At 51.1% G+C, this 23,987-nt stretch carries 22 protein-coding genes; 10 read left to right on the top strand and 12 right to left on the bottom strand.

Annotation, left to right across the window (positions count from 1 at the left end):
* Positions 1–31 precede the first annotated feature (31 nt).
* The gene (locus PN498_RS20655) at positions 32–1,447 is read left to right on the top strand and encodes a cobyrinate a,c-diamide synthase (protein WP_272065290.1); all 1,416 of its coding nucleotides are present in this window, start codon (positions 32–34) and stop codon (positions 1,445–1,447) included.
* Here the strand turns inward: PN498_RS20655 and PN498_RS20650 are convergent.
* Both PN498_RS20650 and PN498_RS20645 read right to left on the bottom strand, forming a co-directional pair.
* Complete coding sequence (locus PN498_RS20650; RefSeq protein WP_272065288.1) at positions 1,419–1,781, bottom strand: zinc ribbon domain-containing protein; 363 nt, start codon at positions 1,779–1,781, stop codon at positions 1,419–1,421. The genes PN498_RS20655 and PN498_RS20650 overlap by 29 nt on opposite strands.
* A 27-nt stretch (positions 1,782–1,808) precedes the next feature.
* The gene (locus PN498_RS20645; RefSeq protein WP_272065285.1) at positions 1,809–2,132 is read right to left on the bottom strand and encodes a TIGR03792 family protein; all 324 of its coding nucleotides are present in this window, start codon (positions 2,130–2,132) and stop codon (positions 1,809–1,811) included.
* A gap of 213 nt (positions 2,133–2,345) precedes the next feature.
* On the opposite strand from PN498_RS20645, the gene PN498_RS20640 reads away from it, so the two are divergent.
* On the top strand, positions 2,346–2,669 hold the full coding sequence (locus tag PN498_RS20640) for a phasin family protein (RefSeq protein ID WP_272065284.1): 324 nt from the start codon (positions 2,346–2,348) through the stop codon (positions 2,667–2,669).
* Between the two features lie 95 nt (positions 2,670–2,764).
* On the top strand, positions 2,765–3,319 hold the full coding sequence (locus PN498_RS20635) for an FKBP-type peptidyl-prolyl cis-trans isomerase (protein ID WP_272065283.1): 555 nt from the start codon (positions 2,765–2,767) through the stop codon (positions 3,317–3,319).
* 229 nt (positions 3,320–3,548) lie between these two features.
* Here PN498_RS20635 and PN498_RS20630 read toward each other — a convergent pair whose 3' ends face one another.
* The 4 genes from PN498_RS20630 to msrA all read right to left on the bottom strand — a co-directional run bounded on the left by PN498_RS20630 (position 3,549) and on the right by msrA (position 6,155).
* On the bottom strand, positions 3,549–4,496 hold the full coding sequence (locus tag PN498_RS20630) for a threonine ammonia-lyase (protein WP_272065282.1): 948 nt from the start codon (positions 4,494–4,496) through the stop codon (positions 3,549–3,551).
* Positions 4,497–4,788: 292 nt separating this feature from the next.
* The gene (locus PN498_RS20625) at positions 4,789–5,133 is read right to left on the bottom strand and encodes a type II toxin-antitoxin system PemK/MazF family toxin (protein WP_272065281.1); all 345 of its coding nucleotides are present in this window, start codon (positions 5,131–5,133) and stop codon (positions 4,789–4,791) included.
* Positions 5,130–5,345: a hypothetical protein gene (locus tag PN498_RS20620; protein ID WP_272065279.1), complete on the bottom strand. Its 216-nt coding sequence runs from the start codon at positions 5,343–5,345 to the stop codon at positions 5,130–5,132. The genes PN498_RS20625 and PN498_RS20620 overlap by 4 nt, the downstream gene beginning before the upstream one ends.
* A 192-nt stretch (positions 5,346–5,537) precedes the next feature.
* On the bottom strand, positions 5,538–6,155 hold the full coding sequence (gene msrA / locus PN498_RS20615) for a peptide-methionine (S)-S-oxide reductase MsrA (protein WP_272065277.1): 618 nt from the start codon (positions 6,153–6,155) through the stop codon (positions 5,538–5,540).
* Positions 6,156–6,230: 75 nt separating this feature from the next.
* Here msrA and PN498_RS20610 point away from each other — a divergent pair, with 75 nt between their 5' ends.
* Both PN498_RS20610 and PN498_RS20605 read left to right on the top strand, forming a co-directional pair.
* Positions 6,231–7,463 carry an NAD(P)/FAD-dependent oxidoreductase gene (locus PN498_RS20610; protein ID WP_272065275.1) on the top strand — a complete coding sequence of 411 codons (1,233 nt, stop codon included), beginning with the start codon at positions 6,231–6,233 and terminating at the stop codon, positions 7,461–7,463.
* Between the two features lie 215 nt (positions 7,464–7,678).
* Positions 7,679–8,266, top strand: coding sequence for a DUF4231 domain-containing protein (locus PN498_RS20605; RefSeq protein WP_272065273.1), 588 nt, complete (start codon positions 7,679–7,681; stop codon positions 8,264–8,266).
* 48 nt (positions 8,267–8,314) lie between these two features.
* On the opposite strand, the gene PN498_RS20600 is transcribed toward PN498_RS20605, so the two are convergent.
* A complete protein-coding gene (locus PN498_RS20600) occupies positions 8,315–9,394 on the bottom strand; it encodes a potassium channel family protein (protein WP_272065272.1) in 1,080 nt (359 codons plus the stop codon).
* Positions 9,395–9,634: 240 nt separating this feature from the next.
* Positions 9,635–13,366: a hydantoinase B/oxoprolinase family protein gene (locus PN498_RS20595; protein ID WP_272065270.1), complete on the bottom strand. Its 3,732-nt coding sequence runs from the start codon at positions 13,364–13,366 to the stop codon at positions 9,635–9,637.
* Positions 13,367–13,551: 185 nt separating this feature from the next.
* On the opposite strand from PN498_RS20595, the gene PN498_RS20590 reads away from it, so the two are divergent.
* Positions 13,552–14,781 carry an HhoA/HhoB/HtrA family serine endopeptidase gene (locus tag PN498_RS20590; protein ID WP_272065269.1) on the top strand — a complete coding sequence of 410 codons (1,230 nt, stop codon included), beginning with the start codon at positions 13,552–13,554 and terminating at the stop codon, positions 14,779–14,781.
* 149 nt (positions 14,782–14,930) lie between these two features.
* Here PN498_RS20590 and PN498_RS20585 read toward each other — a convergent pair whose 3' ends face one another.
* The 3 genes from PN498_RS20585 to PN498_RS20575 form a co-directional block, all read right to left on the bottom strand.
* Positions 14,931–16,010, bottom strand: coding sequence for a radical SAM/SPASM domain-containing protein (locus PN498_RS20585; protein ID WP_272065267.1), 1,080 nt, complete (start codon positions 16,008–16,010; stop codon positions 14,931–14,933).
* A 114-nt stretch (positions 16,011–16,124) separates the two neighbouring features.
* The gene (locus tag PN498_RS20580; RefSeq protein ID WP_272065265.1) at positions 16,125–16,844 is read right to left on the bottom strand and encodes a DUF928 domain-containing protein; all 720 of its coding nucleotides are present in this window, start codon (positions 16,842–16,844) and stop codon (positions 16,125–16,127) included.
* A gap of 188 nt (positions 16,845–17,032) precedes the next feature.
* Positions 17,033–17,713: a Uma2 family endonuclease gene (locus PN498_RS20575; protein WP_272065264.1), complete on the bottom strand. Its 681-nt coding sequence runs from the start codon at positions 17,711–17,713 to the stop codon at positions 17,033–17,035.
* Positions 17,714–17,839: 126 nt separating this feature from the next.
* Between PN498_RS20575 and PN498_RS20570 the strand changes: the two genes are divergently transcribed.
* The 4 genes from PN498_RS20570 (at position 17,840) to PN498_RS20555 (ending at position 22,996) form a co-directional block, all read left to right on the top strand.
* Positions 17,840–19,348 carry a cryptochrome/photolyase family protein gene (locus PN498_RS20570; protein WP_272065262.1) on the top strand — a complete coding sequence of 503 codons (1,509 nt, stop codon included), beginning with the start codon at positions 17,840–17,842 and terminating at the stop codon, positions 19,346–19,348.
* A gap of 17 nt (positions 19,349–19,365) precedes the next feature.
* Positions 19,366–20,007: an HAS-barrel domain-containing protein gene (locus tag PN498_RS20565; RefSeq protein WP_272065261.1), complete on the top strand. Its 642-nt coding sequence runs from the start codon at positions 19,366–19,368 to the stop codon at positions 20,005–20,007.
* A gap of 2 nt (positions 20,008–20,009) precedes the next feature.
* Complete coding sequence (locus PN498_RS20560) at positions 20,010–21,191, top strand: NAD(P)/FAD-dependent oxidoreductase (RefSeq protein WP_272065259.1); 1,182 nt, start codon at positions 20,010–20,012, stop codon at positions 21,189–21,191.
* Between the two features lie 635 nt (positions 21,192–21,826).
* Entirely contained in the window at positions 21,827–22,996 is a 1,170-nt protein-coding gene (locus tag PN498_RS20555) for a glycosyltransferase (RefSeq protein ID WP_272065258.1), read from the top strand.
* A 256-nt stretch (positions 22,997–23,252) separates the two neighbouring features.
* Here the strand turns inward: PN498_RS20555 and PN498_RS20550 are convergent, their stop codons facing one another.
* A complete protein-coding gene (locus PN498_RS20550; RefSeq protein WP_272065257.1) occupies positions 23,253–23,984 on the bottom strand; it encodes a DUF1995 family protein in 732 nt (243 codons plus the stop codon).
* Positions 23,985–23,987: the final 3 nt, after the last annotated feature.

Here is a 23,987-nt window from a genome sequence, read left to right as displayed (position 1 = left end):
ATCGAGCATAGTCAGCCGTCAAAAGTACATCATGGGTGGGTTAATTATTGCAGGCGATCGCAGTGGGTCAGGTAAGACAACCGTAACAATGGCCATTCTTTCAGCGTTGCGATCGCAGAGATCAGTCGTCCAAGCCTTCAAAGTTGGGCCAGATTATATTGACCCCATGTTTCATCGGGCTATTGTGGGTCAGCCAGTCTATAACTTAGACCCAGTTCTAACCTCGGAAAGCTACGTCCAGCGATGCTTTCTCTCCCACAGTGCAACGACTTCCTACGCTGTTGTAGAAGGTGTTATGGGATTGTTTGATGGGGCAGGCGGAACAGACTACGGCAGTACTGCCCACGTTGCCCGCCTCATTCACTGTCCGGTCCTATTGGTTGTGGATTGCGCTCGTTTATCTCGCTCCTTGGCGGCAATTGTGCACGGATACTCTACCCTTGATCGCCGCGTCAACATTGTCGGTGTAGTGCTGAATCGAGTCGGCAGCGATCGCCACCTCGCTATGCTCAAAGTTGCTATGCAGTCCATTAATATGCCTATTCTGGGCGTCCTGCGACGCGAAGATGCAATTACACTGCCCGATCGACATCTGGGCCTGGTCCCTACCGATGAACTCTCGGATCTACCCCAGCGATTTCAACGTCTGGCAGCGTTGGGACAGCGTTGCTTTGATTGGGTCGCACTGGAGACAATATTCGAGCAATCAAGCTTTAAGGATAGACGGTTAGCACCTGAGACGATGAACGACAGCGTTCCTAGATCCGAAAGGGCTGGCAAAATTCGCGTGGGTATTGCTCGCGATCGCGCTTTCAATTTCTACTATGAGGACAACCTAGCGTCCCTGACTCGTCTAGATGTGGAGCTGATTCCTTTCAGTCCTTTGACAGACGAGCATTTACCGCCTGATCTGAACGGGCTCGTCTTGGGGGGTGGCTTTCCGGAGATGTTCGCCGAGCAGCTCTCTCGAAATGCCGTGCTGAAGCAGGAGATTGCACATCATATCGCGTCTGGCTTACCCACTTATGCGGAATGTGGCGGACTCATGTATCTGTGTCAGGCGCTCACCGACTTTGAACGACAACCGTGGCCCATGGTTGGGGCCATTCCTGCTCGCACGACAATGACGGGAAAACTCACGCTAGGATACCGGCGAGTGATGGTTAAACGCTGTAGTCCGCTGGTTGAACTCGGTCAACAATTTTGGGGTCATGAGTTCCATCGCTCTGCGATCGCCCCAGTTGCGGCAAAACCCCTTTATCAGCTAACAGGTTATCCAACATCTCTAATATCGTCTTCACAACGAATGCCAGAAGGCTGGGGCGATAGTTCCATTCATGCCTCATACGTTCATCTACATTGGGGTGTTCATCCAGAATTGCCAAAACGATTTGCCCAATCTTGTCACTCGTTCATGACTAAGTCAGCAGAGTCAACAACACGCTGACGCCAAAGATTGCTAGCAGAATGATTCCAAGTTTGTAGCGTTGCCAAACGCTGCGAAAAGAAGCAGCTTGGGAGCGCGATCGCACTTCGCCCTGCGCCCTTTCTGCCTCCGCTGTGATGGATTGATACAGCGTGCAGGTCGTTGCATAGGGACGTTGCGGAAAGGTGCACGTATCATCCGCATCATAAGCACAGGTTTTGCAAAGAACGTCTCCGCCGGTTGTTCGATGCAATTCAATGCTGGGATGACCATGGGCTTTCAGCTGTAGGCCGCAATAGCCGCAGACCAAATCTGTAGCTTTGACCTGATGTTGGCAGCGGGGACAAACTGGCATATTCCTACCCAAAAACCTTTCTGCATCCTAGCGTGAGGCACTATTGCTGATTGGAAAGCGGCGAACTTGAAACTCCTTTGATTCCTCCATAGTGTAGCCAAAGCCGAGTGCCTCATCGAAGCGATCGCTCACCACTGCCAGTTCATCTTCTGGAATAGAAAACCAATCTTCGCGGGTACGCCAACGGATGACAAAAATCACCACTTCCTCATCGTCTGGGGCAATCCAAGTCTCTTTTGAAATGAATCCAGGATACTGTTGCAGGGCGGGTGTCCAAATCTCGTCATCGATGTGGATGTAACGCTCTCGCTTGTCAGCGGGCATTCGCATCTTGAGCCATTCAATAACCATTACGTTGAGCTTTCATTGAAACAATCTGGGATCGAGGGAGTAGTTTCCGCTACACCCTCAGCTTTCTTTAATGTACTGTCTGAAGGGCTTTCACACTTTACATCTACACTGAATTCGATAGAGAGTTCGGTTGTTCAGGTAAAGAGTTGCGTCTAATCTTTGTCACAATAAGGCCGTACTTTGGGTGAAAGCAACACCCGTTCGGGAGGCAACATGGACACTAACAACCTACTTCGTCAACTCCTTATGATTGGCATTGGCACGACATCGTTGGTGGCGGAAAGGCTACGTCAGGTGAGCGACGAGTGGGTCAGGGAAGGCCGTATTAATCCCGATCAGGCCAGTCGATTTGTGGACGACGTGATGACGCAGTTTTCAGGAGAGTCGGCTGCTTTTGAAGAGCAAATTCAGCGTCAACTTAGGAACGTTTTGCAAGATTTGGGCGTCCCCCGACAGGCTGAGATGGATGAGCTACGGGGTCGTCTTGATCGCCTAGAGCGACAGGTGCGGGATCTAGAGAATAAGTTGTGGCGTTAGACGGCTGCAAGGATGAAGCAGAGGGGCCTCAAATCTCGTAGGATGTTCAAGGGCTAATAACCCTATTTTGAGTGCAGAGTGTTGGGGGAAATCTCATGCGCGATATCTTAATCAGCTTGGCTGTATTGGTCGTTTTTTGTCTCGTTTTGGTAGTCGCTCAGTTTACTGGAGGACAGGACGGGGCGATCGCGGCTAATTTGTCTGACCCAGAGGTAGCTGAAACTGAAACAGTGCAAATTGCTCAGGCTGCTGAAGATTTGATGGATGAGGAAGAAACGGCGACGGACGAAGAGACAACTACCGAGGACACACTTGTGACGACAGATTCTGGATTGCAGTATGAGGACATTGTGGAAGGAACTGGAGCGATGCCTCAGGCTGGTCAGCGAGTGACCGTCCATTACACCGGAACTCTGGAGGATGGAACGAAGTTTGATAGTTCTCGCGATCGCAACCGCCCGTTTTCATTCACGATTGGCGTAGGTCAGGTGATCAAAGGCTGGGATGAAGGTGTGGCTACGATGCGGGTTGGCGGACAGCGTAAGCTCATCATTCCTCCCGAGTTGGGCTATGGCGCTCGGGGTGCAGGTGGTGTGATTCCACCAAACGCAACGCTGTTGTTCGATGTTGAGCTTCTAAGAATCGGATAGAGCGAATAGTTAGGCTAGCTTTGGCCATCTAGGCTTATGCACTGAATAGCATTCAAGTCTTTAGCCCATAGCCAGATGGCTCGCCGTCTTGTCCTAACGGAACTGGCGACGGCTATATCCAGGGCGGGTTTTTGAGGATGGACTGAGAGAGCTTATCTAGAAACCCGTCCTCATGAGTGAGTTAGTGGTAATAATTCCTGGAGAAACCTGCTGTGACAAAGGTGTAGGTTTAGACGCCGTCGGTACCTGAGCCACAAATGAGGGCGCAGACGGTTTCGTTATCGGCAGGTTGGTAGAGTCCTGATTGCAGGGCTGCGATCGCAGCAGCACCACTGAGTTCAGCTGCAATACCACACTCAAACCAAAGCCAGCGGGCTGCTGTTTGCATTTGTTCATCGGTGACTAACACAACATCGTTGACGCAGTTTTGAATAATGTCGAAGTTGACGGCCTCGGTTTGTCGAGGAGCAAGAGTGTTAGCTTTTGTGTTGACACTGGCCAACTCAATAATCTTTCCAGCTTTGAGGCTGTCGTGGAGGGTCGGTGCGCCTACAGCTTCAACGCCAATGACGCTGAGATAGGGACGTAGTGCTTTTGCTGCGAAGCTGATCCCGCTGATAAGTCCACCGCCTCCAATGGCGACAACTAGCGTATCAACTTCAGGTAAGTCTTCTAAGATTTCTAGAGCAAGGGTTCCTTGCCCCGCCATCACGAACGGATCCGCAAAGGGATGAATATAAGCCAGATTCTCTTGCTCTGCCTGTCTGAGAGCTGCACGGTTAGCGTCGTCCCAAACAGCACCCTCCATAATGACCGTTGCTCCCCACTGTCGGAGCTTGTCGGCTTTGGCAGGTGGCGTATTGTGCGGTAGGTAGATGGTAGCAGGCACGTTTGCCATCCATCCAGCATAAGCCACGGCCAAACCATGATTGCCCCCAGAAGCCGTGACAATGCCTCGCTCCAGTTTTTCAGGGGACAAGGACAGCAATTTGTTGACAGCACCCCTGGCCTTAAAAGAACCCGTTACCTGCAAGCAATCCAGCTTCAACCATAGATGATCGCACCCTGGGATGGGCTGTTTGAGCGCGATCGCCTGCAATAGTGGCGTTCTCCGAACATGGCCTGAAATCCGCGATCGGGCCGCTTTGACCATCTTGAGCGAGAGAGGCTGAATCATGGGTGGCTACTTGGATGAAGAACACAAGCACGAGACATGCTCGCAATACTATAGCCGTCAACACAATACTGGAATCTTGAACTCAGATCTTGCAGTTGAATAGGTTTCTGAATTGGCACGTTGCGTTGAGAATTGGTAGAGTTTGGCACAGGGACAGCCGGGATGTAGCCAGAAAAGTTGCCTTCACTGTATTCCCTCTCAATCAAGGACGCCAGTGAGAAATTTCGAATAATTAGGCTTGAACTTTGCCGATGGCTATGCCTCACAAAGTATGAGTGCAGAGATTGTAGGTTTACAGTTCAAAAATTTCGCGAAGCCGCGATTGTAAATCCATTTTTAAAGAATCTCCCAGATAGCCCAGCCGACGTTGCACGGTACTTTCGGAAACAGTCAGCAATTTAGAGACGCGAATCTTGGACGCTAATTTCAGACCTGTTGCGGGGTAGTCAGGATGCTGGCCCAAAATCAGAATTTCGTCAGACTCCAATACGTCAAGATGGCGAGATGAAATAAAACAGAGGGTGATGTCATCTGTTTGAGTCCGAATGTATAGGACAACTGCAGGACGGAGTTTAGCGTGGCTTAGGTCTGTAAAGGGAAAGGGGACTAAGACGACATCAAAGCGCTTGAGACTCACGTCACAGGTTCTCCATCATCCGAGGTGTAAATGTCAGGCTCCTCCTCTAGAAACCTGAATGCCTCGCCATGTTCTGCCAGTTGCATAATTTCCAACGAAGTAGGATAACCATCTCCTTCCAGCAACTTTTCTTCTAGCAAACGTCGCTCTTCTTCAGGCAGGGAACGAATGACTTTCACCAGAGTCTCAATCAATTGAGTATTTGCAATCATACGTATAAACTTCCCTTTCGACGAGAACTAGGATGATTTGTGCTGCGGCTTCAACCTTGAAGTTGTCAGAGTTCAGATATTCCTGACACTGGTTGACAGGCCGGCACTCATCATTCTCGCCCATTTATCTTTCTATGCCACCTTAGCCTCTTTGCTGGAATGCACAAAAAGGAGACTTAGCACCAGGATCTATCAATGCCCTGCTTCATCGCCCCAGACTTCGGCTAAGCGCTGGTCGCGTCCGCAGCCAAAGCGATAGACGCGATAGCGAACCGGGTGGGTTTGGTAATAGTTTTGATGGTAGTCTTCAGCAGGGTAGAAGGTTGAGGTGGGTAGGATGTCCGTTGCGATAGATTGCTCTATTTTTTGAGACTTCTCTAGGGAGGATTTAGACGCGATCGCAGTCTCTCGTTCCTGGTCATTACCATAAAAGATAGCGGAGCGATACTGGCTGCCCTTGTCGCAGAACTGGCCTTTATTGTCTACGGGGTCAACGTTGTGCCAGAAGACATCGAGTAACGTTTCGTAACTCACCTGAGTTGGATCGTAGGTCACTTGAACCGACTCGACATGCCCAGTGCCGCCTGCGGAAACCTGGTAATAGTTGGGATTTTCGACCGTGCCTCCGGTATAGCCAGAGGTGGTATCAAGAACGCCGGGGACTTCATCAAAAGGCTTTTCCATACACCAGAAGCAGCCCCCAGCAAAGACAGCAGTAGCAGTCGGGCTATGCGGCGCAGAGATCGCAGGAGTTGCGCTACTAAAGTAAGTGAAAAGAACAAGGAGTAAGCTAAACCAGCGGCGAGTCATGGTGGGAATGCAAGGAATAACAATACGTTTCCTTTAAAACCATGACATATTTCTTAACGAAATGGTGAATGAGTGATGGTGGATCGGTTGCAAGTCATTGTGATTGGCGGCGGGGCGGCGGGATTTTTTGGGGCGATCGCCTGTGCTGAAGTGGCTCCTGATGCTCAAATTACTCTGCTAGAAGCAGCGGCAGAGCCACTAGGGAAAGTTCGCATTTCGGGTGGCGGACGCTGCAACGTAACCCACCACTGTTTTGATCCGGCTGAACTGGTGCAGCACTATCCTCGCGGGGGCAAAGCTTTGCGGGGAGCCTTCACTCGTTTTCAGCCCCAAGACACCATTGCTTGGTACAAACGTCGGGGCGTGCGTCTCAAAACGGAAACAGATGGCCGCATGTTCCCCACAACGGATGATTCGGAAACCATTATCGACTGTTTGATGGGCGAGACGCGGCGGGTTGGCGTCGCGGTGCGGACCAAAACGGCGGTCACTGGAGTGGAGCGCACCGCAACGGGATTTGCGGTGAACTTGCGATCGCGAGAGGTTTTGGAGTGCGATCGCCTGCTGCTGGCAACGGGCAGCAGCCCTCAAGGACATCGCATTGCTCAGTCCTTGGGGCATACGATCGAATCGGCTGTTCCTTCGCTATTCACGTTTAATGTGCCTGACAAAGCCTTGCGCCAGCTGGCGGGCGTTTCGGTTGATCCAGTTGCGCTGAAACTCACTGTGCCTGATGCGAAACCGTTGGCCCAGTCAGGTCCGCTGTTGATTACCCATTGGGGTCTGAGTGGACCAGCTGTCCTGAAGCTATCGGCATGGGGGGCACGGATACTGCACACAACTCGATATCAGGGAACGTTGCAGGTGAATTGGCTACCTGCCTTGAGTTTTGAAGCGGTGCGACAAGTACTGGTAAGAGCTAAGGATGAGGTGCCTAAGCGGGCGATCGCGAACTACTGTCCATTTCAATTGCCGAAACGACTCTGGCGCTATTGGGTTGAGCAAACGGGCTTGGATGAAACAGTGACCTGGGCAAATCTATCCAAGAAAGCTTTGAATCAACTGGTGGAACGGACTCATCGCACCACGTTTGCAATTCAGGGGAAAAGTGCTTTCAAAGATGAATTTGTGACCTGCGGCGGCGTGAAGCTTTCGGAGGTTGATTTCAAGACGATGGCGAGTCGTCGCTGTTCAGGTTTGTTTTTTGCTGGGGAGATTTTGGATATTGATGGTGTGACTGGGGGCTTTAATTTCCAAAGTGCTTGGACAACGGGTTGGCTGGCGGGACAGGCAATGGCAAAGGACTGAATGATGGGGAAAGGGGTGCATTGCTGCGCAAAAAATAGCCTACGGGTATGTTTTGCGATGGTTGGTTTTTGGGATGCAAACGTGAATAATTTTCCATAAAGAGAATCGAATTCTGGGATCCCAGTTAAAAAAGGTATTGCTGAGCATCCGCAGGCTGTCGGGTGCATAAGCCTACATGGTCAAGACTGTATTGTCAGAGCAACTTAGGGAGACCAATGGCTAAAACAGATCCGTATGCTGAATTTCTGAAAGAAGACTTTCAAGACCTTTTCAGCCAGCTAGAACTGACCGATGTGCAAAGAAAATTCTTGGGATCCCGCTGGCTGGATCAGGTGCTGTGGATGGAGAAAAAGGCGAATCACTGTCGCGATCGCCATTACCGCCTCAGACTTACAGCCATCGTTCTGGGGGTGATTGTCCCTGTCTTGATCGGCGTTAGTACCGGAAATGAGAGAGCCGACAAAGTCAAAGAATACGTCACCATTGGACTGAGTGCAGTGGTGGCGGTGAGCGCCGCCGTCGAAGAGTTTTTTCATTATGGTGAACGCTGGTATCACTATCGCCGTACCGTCGAATCCCTCAAAACTTATGGTTGGCAGTTTTCACAACTCAGTGGTCCCTATGCCAAGTTTCCTACCCACAAAGATGCCTTTATGATTTTCGCCAATCAGGTGGAAGAGGTCATTCAGCGAGATGTTGAGGTATACGTGACACAAGTGGCTAAAACGGAGGATGATTCAGCACAACAACCAACGCCTGCTCTGCCATCGCTAGGCCATGATGCTGACGATGATCATGAATAAAGGATGCTGGCTTATATCCTGCAAGTCCCTTCTTGAAAGACATTTGAATTATTTTCTTATTTTTGCTCCCCGATAGCGGATCTCTCGTTTCAGGGCAACTTGCTGGGCAAAGTTGGGCATGTCTCCTTGATGGCCCATCAACATCAGCACATCGCCTTTTGATAGATATAGATTTCGGCCTGGATGGATGACGACTTCACCGTCTGCACGGCGTAATGCCACGATAATGAAAGTACCTTTGCCCCGCGTTTCCAGATCCCCGATGGTGCCACCAACTAGAGCATCGGCTACGGGCAATTCTTGGATTTGAATATCCAATTCTGCTAGCAGTTCGTTCAAGCTGGTTTGTCCATCTGTTTGTGATAAAAAATCAACAGCAGACGGGTTTGTAATCAGATGGGCCATCCGTACCGCACTAATTGAAGCTGGCAGAATGACATGGTTGGCGCCTGCCAAACGAAGCTTTTTTTCGGTTGATGGAATCTCGCCACGGGCAAGGATGGCAAGCTGAGGATTCATTTCCCGCGCGGTTAAGGTAATAAACACGTTGGCCGCATCGTTAGGCAGGACCGTCGCTAAAGTCCGGGCTTTGTGAATTTGCACATCTTGCAGACTGGTTTCATCCGTTGCATTGCCAAGATACATGAGGTATCCCTGATCTTGCGCTAGCGCAATGCGGTCAGGATTATTGTCCACAATGACAAACGACTGATGGGCGACCTTGAGTTCGCGAGCTACCATCTGTCCAATGCGACCGAAACCGCAAATGATGACGTGATCTTCAAGTCGCTCAATATCTTTATTCATGCGCTTTACGTTGAGAAGCTTGCTAATTTCGCCTTCGGTAATGAGTTGTACAAAGCCAGAGACAATGTAGGCAGCGGATAAAACCCCAGCAATGATGACCAAGATGGTGAATATCTTGAGGGACGTTGAGGTCAGCGGCTGAACTTCTCCATATCCCACCCCAAAAATGGTGATCACAACCATATAGATGGCGTCTAGTAGCGTCCATCCTGCCAAGACGTAGCCTGTGACCGCAACAACTACGGTCAGCAGAAAGGTTGTAATCCCAATGACAATTCTTTGGAAGGACGTTTGCATAGCAGTGCCAAAAGCTTCGCTCATGGTAAGCGAAGCTTCGAATTTCAAAAGCTAACAAGAATACTTAATGAGTCAGCACGTCAGACCGAACGTCGCACATAGGGCCAACGAGCCTTGACTCAAGGCGACAGGCTAAATCAGATCGTTTCCTTGTTCTGTCCGGACGATAGGGATGGGTCTTCTAAAAATCAGATTCGCTAATGACCTGAGTGCGTGCAATCCCGTTACAGTTATCGGCAAACCTGCGCGCCAAAGTTGGCAGAATTAGTGCAGCAACATTTCACCCATCCCATCGATGTAGCGTCTGGACGACATGCCATAGCCGCCGCCACCCGGTGTTTCAATGACGAAGTAATCCCCAGGCTGCATGGACACCTCTGCACAAGCATCAAGCTCTTCAATGGTGCCGTCTCGACGCTGTATCCAGTTTTTACCTGCGCTCCCACGCCAGCCGTCTCGCAAACCAAAGGGACGAACCTGCCGATGGCCTGACAGAATTGCCGCTGTCATCGGTTCGCGGAACTGAATGCAGCGAATAACGCCGTTGCCCCCACGATAGTGACCATTGCCGCCACTGATTGGACGAATCATAAAACCATCGACTAATACCGGAAAGCGCCATTCCAGCACTTCGGGATCAGTTAGCCGTGAGTTGGTCATATGGGTTTGGACAGCATCAGCGCCGTCAAAGTCGGGACCGGCTCCAGCTCCGCCACAAATCGTTTCATAATATTGGTAGCGCTCGTTGCCGAAGGTGAAGTTATTCATGGTGCCCTGTGAAGCGGCCATAACGCCCAGCGCACCGTAGAGCGCATTGGCGATCGCCTGTGAGGTTTCCACATTGCCTGCCACCACTGCCGCCGGATAGCGCGGATTCAGCAGGCATCCCTCGGGCACCGTGAGGGTAATAGGCTTAAGGCAGCCTGCGTTGAGGGGAATGTCGTCGTCTACTAGGGTGCGAAAAACGTAGAGAACTACCGCTTTGGCGATCGCTAACGGTGCATTAAGATTCCCAGCCTGCTGAGGGGATGTTCCTGTGAAGTCGACATGAGCTGTGCGCTGCTGGCGATCAAGGGCGACGGCAACCTGAATCGAAAGGCCACCATCCATTGCATAGGTGAGCTTACCGTTACTCAGAGTTGCAATAACCCGCTGTACGGACTCTGTGGCATTGCTTTGTACGTGATGCATGTACGCCTGTACCACGTCTAGGCCGTAATGAGTGGCGATACGGCAGAGTTCCTGACTGCCTCGCTCGTTCGCGGCAATCTGGGCCTGCAAGTCAGCAATGTTCTGATGGGGATTACGAACGGGGTAGGAACCACCCGTCAGCTGTGCCAAAATGTCGGCTTCGCAAAACTGTCCCTGATCAACCAGTTGCACATTATCTAACAGCACCCCTTCTTCCTCGATAGTGCTGCTGTGGGGCGGCATGGAACCCGGCGTAATGCCACCAATGTCAGCATGGTGACCCCGTGAAGCGACGTAAAAGATGGGACGTTCCGAATCAATAAAAACGGGGGTGATGGCGGTGATGTCCGGCAGGTGCGTGCCGCCGTTGTAGGGATTGTTGGAAACATAGACGTCACCCGGTTTGAGGCGATCGCCCTGAGCAGCAATCAGGCTATGGACGCTCTCGCTCATAGATCCCAGGTGAACCGGAATATGAGGCGCGTTAGCCACGAGCTGACCAGCAGCATCAAACAGCGCACAGGAGAAGTCGAGGCGCTCCTTGATGTTGACGGAATGGCTGGTGTTTTGCAGTGTGATTCCCATTTCCTCTGCGATGGATTGAAATAGGTTGTTGAAAATTTCCAGCAATACGGGATCGGGGGCGTCTGTCGCCATTAGCGTTTTGGTTTCCGGTGCAGCTTTGGTCGTCTGCGCTTGCCGCAGAATGAGATGGTTTTGCTCCGTTAGGGTAGCCGTCCAGTCCGGTTCGATAATGTTTGTGCCCGTTGCTTCAATGATAAGTGCCGGACCCATGATGCGATCGCCCGCTCGCAAGTCGTCCCGGTGATATACAGGCGCTTGATGCCACTGATCGCGACTGTAGAACGACGTCACAGCCATCGGTTCCAGCGACGTGGACCGGACTGCAAGCTGCGGTTCTTCAAGAGCAGGGGTGTGGCCAATCACCTCAACTGACAGCGACTCGACAATCAGCGCTTTGTCGGGTCGGGTAAAGCCATAGCGCTGTTGGTGCTGCTTTTGAAAGTGCGATCGCATGTCTGTCAACGTGCCAAAGGGAACCAGTAGCGACGAGTCTGTCCCGACATAGCGCAAATGCACCTTGCGGATCACTTCAACGGCGTCAGTTGCGATGCCCTGATGCTCTACTTCAGCCCGTCCCTCTACTGTGAGGGGTTCTAGAGTGTGCTCAAGCTGGGGCAAGAGTTCGGCAGAGAGTTCTGCCTCAATTGCTTTTTCCCGCAGGTTGCGAATATCTGCTAGACCAATGCCGTAGGCGGAAAGCACCCCGGCATAGGGATGGAGAAAGATCTGCTTCATGCCCAAGGCTTCAGCAATCAGGCAGGCATGTTGTCCCCCTGCACCGCCAAAGCAGCAGAGGGTGTACTCGGTGACGTCATAGCCACGCTGGACTGAAATCTTTTTGATGGCGCTTGCCATTTTGTCGATCGCAATGGCTAGATATCCGGCGGCAACCTGCTCGGGTGAACGGCGATCGCCCGTTTGGGTCGCGATCGTCGCTGCTTGGTCTATAAAAGCTTGGCGCACGACCTTTGTATCTAAGGGCTGGTTGCCATCAGGGCCAAACACTTGGGGAAAGAACTCAGGCTGGAGCTTGCCTAGCATCACGTTACAGTCGGTCACCGTCAACGGTCCACCTCGGCGATAGCAGGCTGGTCCCGGATCCGCTCCCCCTGACTCAGGTCCGACTCGATAGCGAGCACCATCGAAACTCAGGACCGAGCCACCCCCCGCTGCAACCGTATGAATTGACAGCATGGGTGCCCGCAATCGCACACCAGCGACTTCGGTTTCAAAGGTGCGTTCGTACTCACCGTTGTAGTGAGAAACATCGGTGGAGGTGCCGCCCATATCAAAGCCGATGATCTTGTCAAAGCCAGCCCGCAGACTGGTTTTCACCGCGCCGACAATGCCCCCCGCAGGTCCCGATAAGATGCTGTCTTTACCCTGAAACAGCCGGGCATCTGTCAGGCCACCGTCAGATTTCATAAACTCCAGTCGGGGTGCCAACTTGGCGGCAGCAGTGGGCTGCAGGGCTGCCTCCACTTGGTCAACATAGCGGCGCAGAATGGGCGAGAGATAGACATCCAGAACGGTCGTATCCCCCCGACTAACGAATTTCATCAGCGGGCTGACCTCATGGGATACCGAAATTTGGGTGAAGCCAATCTGTCGCGCGATCGCCGCTATCTGTTGTTCATGGTTGGGATAGCGATAGCCGTGCATTAGCACAATCGCACAGGCCCGAATGCCATCGTCGTAAGCATGCTGGAGGTGCTGTTGCGTATCTGCCAGAGCATCGTCGCTCAAAGGCAGAATTACCTCGCCCTCAGCGCTGTAGCGTTCTGCCACCTCCACGACTTGCTCATACAGCATTTCAGGCAGCTCAATCTTGCGAGCAAAGATGTTTGGTCGGTTTTGATAGCCAATTCGCAGCGCATCGCGAAAGCCACGGGTCGTCACCAAGAGGGTGCGATCGCCTTGACGCTCTAGCAGTGCGTTCGTCGCCACCGTCGTTCCCATTTTGACGACTTCAATTTCATCGCTGGGCATCGGTGCGGCAGGCGCCAGTCCGAGAATGTCACGAATGCCCTGAATGACGGCATCCTGATAGCGCTCTGGCTGCTCGGACAAGAGTTTGTAAATGATCACCCACTGGTGATTGGGCAACGGTGTCACTTGAAAGCGGCTCTGTTCAGCAAGTCGTTCTGCTACATTGGCGTCATCGGTAACGGCGACCAGATCGGTGAAGGTGCCGCCGCGATCAGCAAAAACTTTCAGCATGACTTATTTTCCTTGTGGAGCGATATCAAGAGGGTGCCGACAACTGTGGATAACTTGTCGATGTTGGGATTTTAGACAAACTTTCACAGGCCTATCACACTGCTGTAACAAGACCGTCAAATCGAGTCCTTACAGTAAGGATGTAAAGACAGCAAACGTTTCTTAAACAGCAGGAAAACACATTCATGAGAAACCTGACAGATAGCGAATTTGTCCCTGTTTCTTCACGTCGTTCCAATCGACTGTTTCAGCGTGTGGGACAGTCCCTCCTTCTGATGGTAGCCGGTGCCGGCTTAGCCACTGCCGGAACTGGAGCACTTCGAGCAGTGCAACCGGAACTCAATCAACAGTCCAGTACACTGACCTCGACTCAGCAAACTGCGATCGCTCCCGTGCCAGGAGCAGAGGCTACGTCGTCCAGCTTCGTGGCTGATATTGTCCAAGACGCTGGTGAAGCCGTTGTGCGTATTGACGCCTCGCGGACAGTGACCACTCAGCTGCCGGATGCGTTTCAAAACCCCTTCTTCCGTGAGTTCTTTGGTGACATGCCAGAATCTCAGCAGCGAGTTGAGCAAGGCGTTGGATCTGGCTTCATCGTATCTGAAGAGGGGACTATCTTCACCAATGCCCATGTGGTTGATGGCGCCGACACAGTTAATGTGACCTTAAAGGATGGCCGCATCGTAGAAGGTCGTGTAGTCGGTACCGATTCCCTGACAGATGTAGCCGTAATCGACATTGATGCTGAGAACTTGTCTACGATTCCACTTAGCGATTCTGATCAGTTGCAGCCTGGCGAATGGGCGATCGCAATTGGAAATCCCTTAGGGCTGGACAACACAGTAACCGTTGGTATTGTCAGCGCCACTGGGCGGACAAGCGGACAAATTGGTGTGTCTGATAAGCGGATCGATTTTATCCAAACTGATGCTGCCATTAACCCAGGCAACTCAGGTGGACCTTTGCTGAACGAGCGTGGCGAAGTGATTGGCATGAACACTGCCATCATTCAAAACGCTCGGGGCATTGGTTTTGCGATTCCGATTAATTCCGTTGGGCGTATTGCCGATCAGTTAGTGGCAAACGGACGAGTTGATCACTCTTACATCGGCATTCGCATGCTGGAGCTAACGGCTGAAACGAGGGATGCGGTCAATGCTCAAAGCGACTTCAACGTTCAAGAAGAGGAAGGCGTTTTGGTTGTGGATGTGGTCTCTGGCTCTCCAGCTGCCGCAGCGGGACTGCAAGTCGGTGATGTCATCACGAGCATTGGCGGACAATCCGTTGACACCGCCACCGCTGTGCAGCAGCAAGTGTCGGCAACCGCGATCGGTGACCCCCTCTCCATCGAGTTGAGTCGCGGTGGTCAAGCCCAGACTGTAACGGTACGACCTGAAGCGCTGCCTACAGATTAATGTAGCTTTAGCCATCTAGGTTTATGCACTCAATGGCATCCAGGTGCTGAGCGCATAGCCAGATGGCTCCTCATCGTCGTCTAACTGACCTGACGACAGCTATAGCTCTTGCAGTTGAGCTTGTGCCTAAATTGCATCGTTTCTTCTTTTCAAACCTCTCCCCAACCTGGATAAACAGCTCGCATGAGAGGGCTGTAAGCCTTGAAATAGGCCACAGAACCGAGCTGTCGCAGCCAGGATTTTGTGCGCGTATCTGCTCCCATGCAGCGCTGACACACCGGATGATCGACTCGAAAACGGTCAAAGCTCTGTCGCAGGGCGCAGGCAGCTGACCCCTCCAAGATAGTTTTCAAAGGTTGCTCAGTAACCTTTCCCAACGGAATCTGCCCTTCGAAATCTTTGCAGCAGGGAACTACCGTGCCGTCATAAAGCACCCCTGCCTGTTGTGAAGCGCCATTGCAGTAGCCAAAGCTAGCGGGAAGCACCGCAGCAGACTCAATATTGCCCCAACTGTCGAGTGGAAACGTTTCCAGCACGAGCTTGGGATGGAGGGGAATGAGCTGCCATTGGCCAGAACGATGACGTTCAATCGATCGCGCAATGTGTGACCAGTGGATGGTTGAATCAGCGATGCCATCCAGGAACCGGTGAGCCCATGTTGTGAGTTCTTCCTGCATATGAGCTTTGCCATCAACGACCTGCATCGGTTTATGAGGCACTAAAAACGGATGGGGCGTTGTGTCTAAAAACTTGACGTGTATACGAGTAGGGGAGTCAATCGCCTTGAGGTTAGCCTGAACGTACTCAATGATTCCTTGAAAGTAAGCCTCGGACTGCAAACGGGGTGGCGCACCTCGTAGCTGAAATGTTTTTGGGTCGGGCGTTTGGAGTGAAATCGTAACTTTGGGGACGCCCGATCGCACCAATGCTTCGATATGTTCTGGAAATAAATGAAAGGTACTGCCGTTGGTCGTCAAGTGTAGGCGAATTGACCGACGCACAGCGCTTTGAATGCCCTCAAAGATATGAGGATAGATGAATGGCTCGCCCATCAGGTGAAAGGTGACGATGCGGGCCAAATCTTGAGTCGCGATCGCCTCTAGGAGATTGTCCAAAAGCTCGAAGTCCATGTGCCCTCGACGACGCGCCATAATCGCGTCCGGACAGAACTCACACTTGAAGTTGCAGACATTGGTGACTTCGATGTGCAAACGGTCTAACAGGGGCATAGGCAAGACCAGATCAACAAATGGAATTAGAGTAGAGGGTTTCTCCAAGCAGTTCAACTTCAGTGTTTAAAATTCAAGATTCATCCATCGGAATTTTGTTCACTACGCATACCTTCACTCGTCCATCAGTACGGGCTGCTCGACCAGGTTTCCAAGCTGCACCGAATCCAAAAGTTCGACCCAGCGCGTCTGGATCTCAATGTTCTCCTGCATGGAGCCAGACAGCGACACCAGTTGATCAACGGCATCAAACCAATAACCGTTGGTGGCATACAAGTCAGCTTTCTCAATCTCCGAAGCCAGTTCTAACTGGTCTGCCAAGTTGTCCTCAGGGAGCCGTCGCTCAATCCATCCGTAAATACTCAGCTCGCCCTCTTCAGCCTCTGGATTGCAGAAAATCGTCACTTGCCAACGATAGCGATCGCCGGTCTGCAATGGTGGAATGCTAGCAGTCGCAGGCAGCTCCAAACTCATAATGCCGGCATCACCCGTGATATCGAAGCGGGTACTGTAGATGTCTTCGACGGTGTCGGAATCCGCGATCGCCTTTGCCAAAGTGAATTCCACAAAGCTGGCTTGATTGGTGGGTAAGTACCAGTAAAAGCGAGGATAGGCTTGTGTGGTCCACCCCATATTCTCTTCTGGGGCCAAAGCCACAAGATTGCTGGGATTGCCAAATAAACAGCCTCTTGTTCCAGCACTCTCTCGACGACCTGGAGCACCGATGCCAGAAGGGGGAACGTAAGGTGCAGCGAGGGCAGTAGCGCTGGTACCGATTACTAATAGAAGAGTCAGGAATTGTGAAGTCCAGGAAGGAATCATAACCATTTTCATAAGGCGCTTGCTGCAATAGATCGTGACGACGATACAGTCTGGTGGCATAAAGCTGACTGTTGTCTTCTCCGATAACTTCAAACCTGACGATTTAAAGTCCGAAAAGATTCTCGCCCGATGTTGTAAGAAAGGAGAGGAGTACGGGGATCGGAAAAGCGGAGGTACAGGCAAAAGGCTACAGCGAGACTTTAGTCATTCGGGTCGATTCCCATTGCTCTGAGCTGCTCAGCTAAGCGGGTAGCCCTTGCCTCAGCTGCTTTTGCTTGTTGCTGCGATCGCACTGCGTCTTCCTCAGGGGTGAGCACCAGTTCGCCTGTTTCGTGAAAATAGCGCAGCTTGCCGTCGTGAATGCCAAGATAAAGTCCCAGAACATCACTCCACAGCAATCCGTCTGAGTTGGCATCAATCGACTCATAACGGCGATTTTCGAGTCGAAATCCTTCAAATTGCAGATTTTCGGGTGAGAACCAAAAGTATTCAGGTGTTCTAAAACGGTTCTGATAGAGTTCCTTTTTGAGATTTTTGTCGGTTCTGGCGATCGAGTCGGACAGCAGTTCAACGATCAAATCAGGATATTGACCCCCTTCTTCCCAAACCACCCAGGATTTTCGGGGATGCTTTTCAGTATTCTTCACCAAGAAAAAGTCGGGGCCGCGATAGTCACGGTTTTTCAGCTGCTCTCGGCTGAAGTAAATCGTCAAATTCGCCCCGATGAAAAAATCGCCTTGGTCACGCCAGAGCCATTCTAAGCAGGTCACCAGTAGAGCTAGCTGAGCGTAGTGAAGAGAACTTTCCATCTCTGGTTCGTTGCTTTCTAGCTGAGTGGCATCTGGCATCAAATCTGCCAGTTCCTGGGCCGTGAGTACCATCGCTGATTGACCTCTGGCGTGGGATTAAGACTATTGTACTGCTGTCTACGGGTGTGAACCAATCGGAGAGCGCGGCAGCGATCGCTAAAAGCCGTCACAATAGCGAATAGCTGAAGAGGTAGAGTAATGACGACGGGCATTTGGGTTTTAGGGGATCAGCTGTCGCAGGGACAGACGGCACTGATCCAGAACCAGGAGCAAAAAGATCACACTCCAGTCATTCTGATCGAGTCTCATCAGCATGGCCAACAGCGGCGATACCACAAGCAAAAGTTGATTTTAGTGTGGTCAGCCATGCGCCACTTTGCGGCTGAGCTGAAAGATGCAGGCTGGTCGGTCACCTATGAGATTGCGAAGAACTTTGAGTCGCCACTGAGAGAATGGGTCAAAGCGCAGGACATTACCACGCTCCAAGTCATGACGCCGAGCGATCGCCCCTTTGCTAAGTTCCTTGAGTCTTTAGATTTACCCTGTGATATCGAACTGCTGCCCAACAATCACTTCCTCTGGAGCGTAGACGACTTTAATCAGTGGGCTAGTCAACGCAAAAGCCTACTCATGGAGAGCTTCTATCGAGAAGGCCGCAAGCGCTTTGGGGTGCTCATGGTGGGAGACGAGCCGGAGGGAGGTCGCTGGAATTTTGACAAAGAGAATCGTAAGCCTCCTAAGGGCAAACTCAACACCCCTGTACCGATGACCTTCGAGCCGGATGAGGTCACCCAAGCCGTCATTGAAGCGGTTGAAAAGCTGGATTTTCCGACCTTTGGTGAGGCTGAACCTTTCGCATGGGCGGTGACTCGGGAGCAGGCGATCGCGGTCTTAGACTATTTCATTCAAGACCGACTGGAAACCTTCGGACCTTATCAGGATGCCATGGTGACTGGGGAAGACACGATGTGGCACGCGATGCTGTCCCCTTACTTGAATCTAGGACTGTTGAATCCTCAAGAGGTCATTGAAGCTGCCGAAACGGCCTATCAGGAACAGGGATTATCGCTCAACAGCGTCGAGGGCTTTATTCGGCAGGTGATGGGCTGGCGAGAGTACATGCGAGGTCTGTACTGGCATGTGGCAGAGGAATACTTTGAGCGCAACTGGTTTGAGCACGATCGCCCCTTGCCTGACTTTTTCTGGACAGGCGAGACTGACATGAACTGTCTGCATCAGGTGATCGACCAAGTTAAACGCACTGGATACGGTCACCACATTCAGCGGCTGATGATTCTGGCAAATTTCTCGCTCATTGCGGGCCTGCAACCCCAAGCCGTTGAAGACTGGTTCCATGCTGCCTTTATCGATGCCTATGATTGGGTCATGCAGACCAATGTCATTGGGATGGGACTGTTTGCGGATGGTGGCGTGTTGGCTTCAAAGCCGTATTCAGCTTCCGCCAATTACGTGAATCGAATGAGCGATTACTGCAAGGACTGTCGCTACAACCCCAAACAGCGCACAGGGGATGATGCTTGTCCGTTCAATTTCTATTACTGGGATTTCTTAGATCGTCACCGCGGTAAACTTCAGTCTCAAGGGCGCATGAGCTTTATCCTAAAAAACTTGGATAAAATGAAGCCCAAAGACCTAGAGGAAATCCGCGATCGCGCCACTCACTATCTTTCCTCTAAGGCGTCCTAAGTTGAAATCAAACCCTTATGCGACTGCCCCTGCCTCAATTTGCATCCCAGGCTCATCAGCCCAATCACATTGCCGAAGTGATCGAGACCTCGACGGTTGAGTTTCTGGCGCAATGTCTTGAACCGGACTCCCTGAGCTTTGCTCAAATGCCCCCCTTCGGCAGCTGGGTCAAAGCGGCAGATGAAGATTCGGGAAATCAGATTTTTGGTGTGGTGTATCACGCCACTACAAGCCCTCTCGATTCTGTCCATCGGGCGACTGCTTTGGGACTCTCTTTAGCAGAGCTACGGGAACAGCAACCGCAGATCTTCGCCATGTTGAAAACGGAATTTCGGGTAGCGATCGCCGGATTTCAGCCCGCAGGCGACACTATTTTTTATCAGCATTTGCCCCCCCGCCCCCCACAAGTTCATCAAGCGGTCTACACTTGCGAAGCTGACGACATTATCGCCTTTACAGAACAGCTTGATTTCATCAGAACCTTGATGGATATGCGGAGTGCTCCTGTGGACGGACTGATCGCCGCCGTGATTCGCCAGGTCTACCAGCTACGAAAATTAGATCGCGATTGGTTAGTACAAACAGGTCGCGTTCTGAACGTATTGCTTAAAGACGATTATGATCGCCTCCGCATCATTCTGTCCCAAATACATCCTTGACTATGCAGACCTTTGACTGGATTGTGGTCGGCAATGGTTTAACAGGCGCAGCCCTCAGTTATGAATTAGCACGAAAAGGCTGCTCTGTTCTGCTCCTAGAAAAGTCCGTGGACCCAGAAAGCGCAACACGGTATAGCTATGGTGGCGTGCCGTTCTGGTCGGGCACTAGTGATTTACTTCGTCAGCTTTGCCACGAAGGGCTAAAGCGCTATCAGGCACTTCCAGACGAGACAGGTTGGTCGCCAGAGTATCGCGAACTGGATTTGGTCCTAACGGTTGACCGTGACCAAGACCCTCAACCATTATGCGAGCGATACAGCGCTAGCGAAATTCCCCCCGTCCCTATTACTTCCCAAGAGGCCATTGAACTAGAACCGCAATTGAATGGAGAGGCGATCGCGGGTGCTCTAACCGTCCGTCACGGCCATGTCCATCCCATGGCGCTAGTGAAAGCTTATAATCGCGGCCTGCAAGCGCTAGACGGACAGATTATTATCGCAACGGTGACCGGACTTGTGCGTGTGGGTAATCGCGTTACCGGCGTGACAACACCGACTCAGGCTTATGCGGCTGGAAATGTGGCGATCGCTGCGGGTGGACTGACTCGCAAGCTCCTCAAAACCGCTGGTGTCAAAGTTCCTGTGTATTTCACATACGCCGAGATTGTGGAAACGCCACCACTAACGACGCAGCTGAGAGCATTGATTATGCCGGCGGATTTGACGCGCTCAGCGATCGAATCTGAGGCGACCGAAGATGATACTGACGATCTGTGGGAGAAGCCCAACCACAACATTCGCCCCCCCTTTTTAGATGCTGGCTGCGTCCAGTTCCTCAATCAGACGGTTCGAATTGGGCAAATTAGCCGCATTACCACCGCACTTGAGCCCCATCTGGACGCCGAAACAGGTGAAAACACGATTCGTTCTGGCATTGCTCCCCTCATTCCTGCCCTAGCAAAGGCTCCAGGCGATTGGCGAGCCTGTCGTGTCGCATTTAGCCGTGATGGTCTACCCCTAGCAGGAGCCGTCCCTGAACTCACAGGCGCATTTGTCTTCTCAGGCTTTACGAGTCCCTTTGCCTTGGTGCCAGCTGCGGCAGTCCATTTTGCCCAGTCAGTCACCGGAGAAACATCATCGGTGATGGAGGCGATCGCTCCCCAACGTTTTGTCTCACAGTTATGATGTGCTGCGGGTGAAGACAATTGGTCCATTTTATAGTTGTAGCCATCTAGGTTTGTGCATCCAACATCTGGGTGTTTAGCCCATAGCCAGATGGCTCACCGTCTTGTCCTAACGGAACTGACGACGGCTATAGTTGAGCAAGACGTCGGATGAGTAATACTTTCACTGACTCTTTTCTATCCGTTTCAAGCAACCAAACACTTACGTATCAGCATTCAAAATATACGTCTCAAGTCTGTAATCCCACGTTCTGAAATGTGTGATTGTAGCCCCGTAAATAGAACAGCAGACGTTCTGGAAAGACGAGATTTTACAATTCCAAACCTTTTATAAAGAAGTCAAAAGGCATCTCCGTGATATTCCTGATGTCCACTTATTTGTATGTTTGAATGAGAAGAAAGAGATGTCATCTACCGGTAAGAGAGTACGTCGACGACGCGCCTCTTCAGACTAACTAAAAAGCATGTAAGAGATTCGCAGTAGCGCTATTGGGATATTTCTGATGCTCAGAAGTGGATAAATCTCTACCTATTATGTTCCTAAGGGAAATTTCTAAAGTATCTTTAGAACTCAGCAAAAAGTACGTCATGTCTAAATTGCAGCTTTTCAATTAAGAATATTGAGGAATTCTATAGATGAAAATTCACGTCCTCTCGATGCGCGATATTCATGCTGCACCTCATAATGCACCTGCATTCAATATTGAAGACGTTATTGTTGATACTTGCGATGCTAACCTAATCAGACCCAAGGCTCGAAAAATCACAAAATCCATCGACAAATCCGCTTGGCCTCAGCCCATTAAAAACATGGCCAATAAATTTGTTCGTAAAGGATTGGGGTATTATGAGCCGATTGATATTAGCAAAATGCTTCCGTCTGATGAGACGAACGTGCTTATTTTGATTGGAGTGCATGGTGCTTTCTTAGAAATTCTCAAGAGTATTCCTGAGTGGCGAGAAAAATTTGATGTTGTTGTTGCCTATATTTTTGACGCTTGGTTAGTCGATGCTTTTCCTAGCTTGACACAACAGCTGGATCACCTTTTTGTCCCTCTAAATGGACTGATTGAGCCTCTACAAAAAGAATTTTCGATCCCAGTGTCTTATTGGCCTCATAGCGCTAATGTTTTGGATCATGGCTCTGCGAATATTGCTCGATGCATCGATATTGCAAGCTATGGGCGCGTTCCCACCCAATACCACGCGCAACTCTTTGAGAGATGCAACCAGTCCAGTCAGGACTTATTCTATTACCGACAAGTTCCTGAAGAAGCTGATCTCTATCCCGATGAACCTTACACTCCCCAGCGGTTTGACTATCAGCACAAGGTGCTTTTGAAAAAAATACTCAGCCGGAGCAAGATTTCGCTGGCGTTTGACTTTACTTACACCTCCAAAGGAAGTGTGGCATTGTCAAACTATCAAGAACACCCGTCTTACTTCTATCGAAAACCTACGCTGACGCCCCGCTGGTTTGAAGGTCTGGCCTCAGGCACCGCGATCGTGGGCAAACGTCCACCATCCAAAGAAGCCGACAGACTATTGGACTGGAAAGACGCCACCATTGAATTGCCTGATCGCCCCGAAGAGGGCGTCGAAGCCATTATGAATTTGCTGGCCGATAAGGAGCGGTTGACGGCCATTCATCGCCGCAACTATTGGCAGATGCTCAAAAAACACGATACCCGCTGGCGCGTTAAAGCCTGTTTAGATCAGCTGCGCTTGCCTATTCCATCCAAATTACAAAGTGACTTGGAGAAGATCGACTATCAGAGCCGAAACTTCCTGGCAGAAATGCGATAGAGGCAACTTTCAGTCTTGATATAGCCCTGTGCAGTTCGGTTAAGTACATCTCAGTGTCTTAAGGGAGCAGGGAATGGGAACAGGGAATGAGGTGAGCTTGACTCAAAGCATATGCCATCTTTAAGCCTGATTGAGTATCATCTCCGACCTGTGTGGAGGTTTTCCCTTACTGAAAATCACTTTGTGAATTCTGCCCAATGCAGGTTCAGTTTGAATGAAGCACCAATCATGAATGAAAGTCCTGCAAGTTGTGAGATTACTGTGTTAGCGCACGGATAAATTGTCCCAACTCTGAGAGCAGTCCTCGCTTTTGGGGTCGGGGGCGGTTTGTTTCTGGATCAGAGCTATCGCCTTCGGTTGCGTCTTCAGCAAATAGAGCCGCGATCGCTTCTCCAGAGGGCTTGGTCGGGAATTCCCCCAGCAACTCATAATCATCATCGACTTCACCCCAGACTTGCCAAGATCCTGGATAAATCCGCAGCAGCGTGTAGCCCTCCTGAGGTTGGAGATAATAGCAAGATTCCAGCGTGCTGAGAAACCGTTCTCTGAGCTGTCGAGCAGCATAGCCAATCCCGACGATGGCGATATCCTCTAGCTTAGGATTCAGCATCACAACATACTTGCCTGTTGCCGCATTGCAGAACGCTTCGACAGTTCCGACTTCTACTGAGGATGGCTCAACAATCAAACAAGCGTCATCGTCAGGTTCCAGCTGTCCTTTGACCTCATTGATGCCGCGAATGCTAAATTCTGGCTCCTCCCAATCCCGACGGGCCAAAGCCGCAGCCCCAGCGTCTGGAAAATAGACCTTGAATTGAAAACCCAACTCTTGCAAAACCGGATAGAACTGTTCGGCAATGGGCATACCCTTCAGTTCTGGAATATTGAGTTCAATCAAGATGCGAGGAACGCCTGCCTGAATCGCGGCACGAGTGGCTTCTTTAGCCTGTTCAACAGCAGCATCAATGTTACGAGGCACTCCAGTCATAAT

This window comes from Oscillatoria sp. CS-180, from assembly GCF_028330965.1.
Lineage (GTDB): Bacteria > Cyanobacteriota > Cyanobacteriia > Phormidesmidales > Phormidesmidaceae > Halomicronema.
The sequence above is the reverse complement of the archived record's forward strand: the minus strand, read 5'-3'. Positions and strand labels throughout refer to the sequence as shown.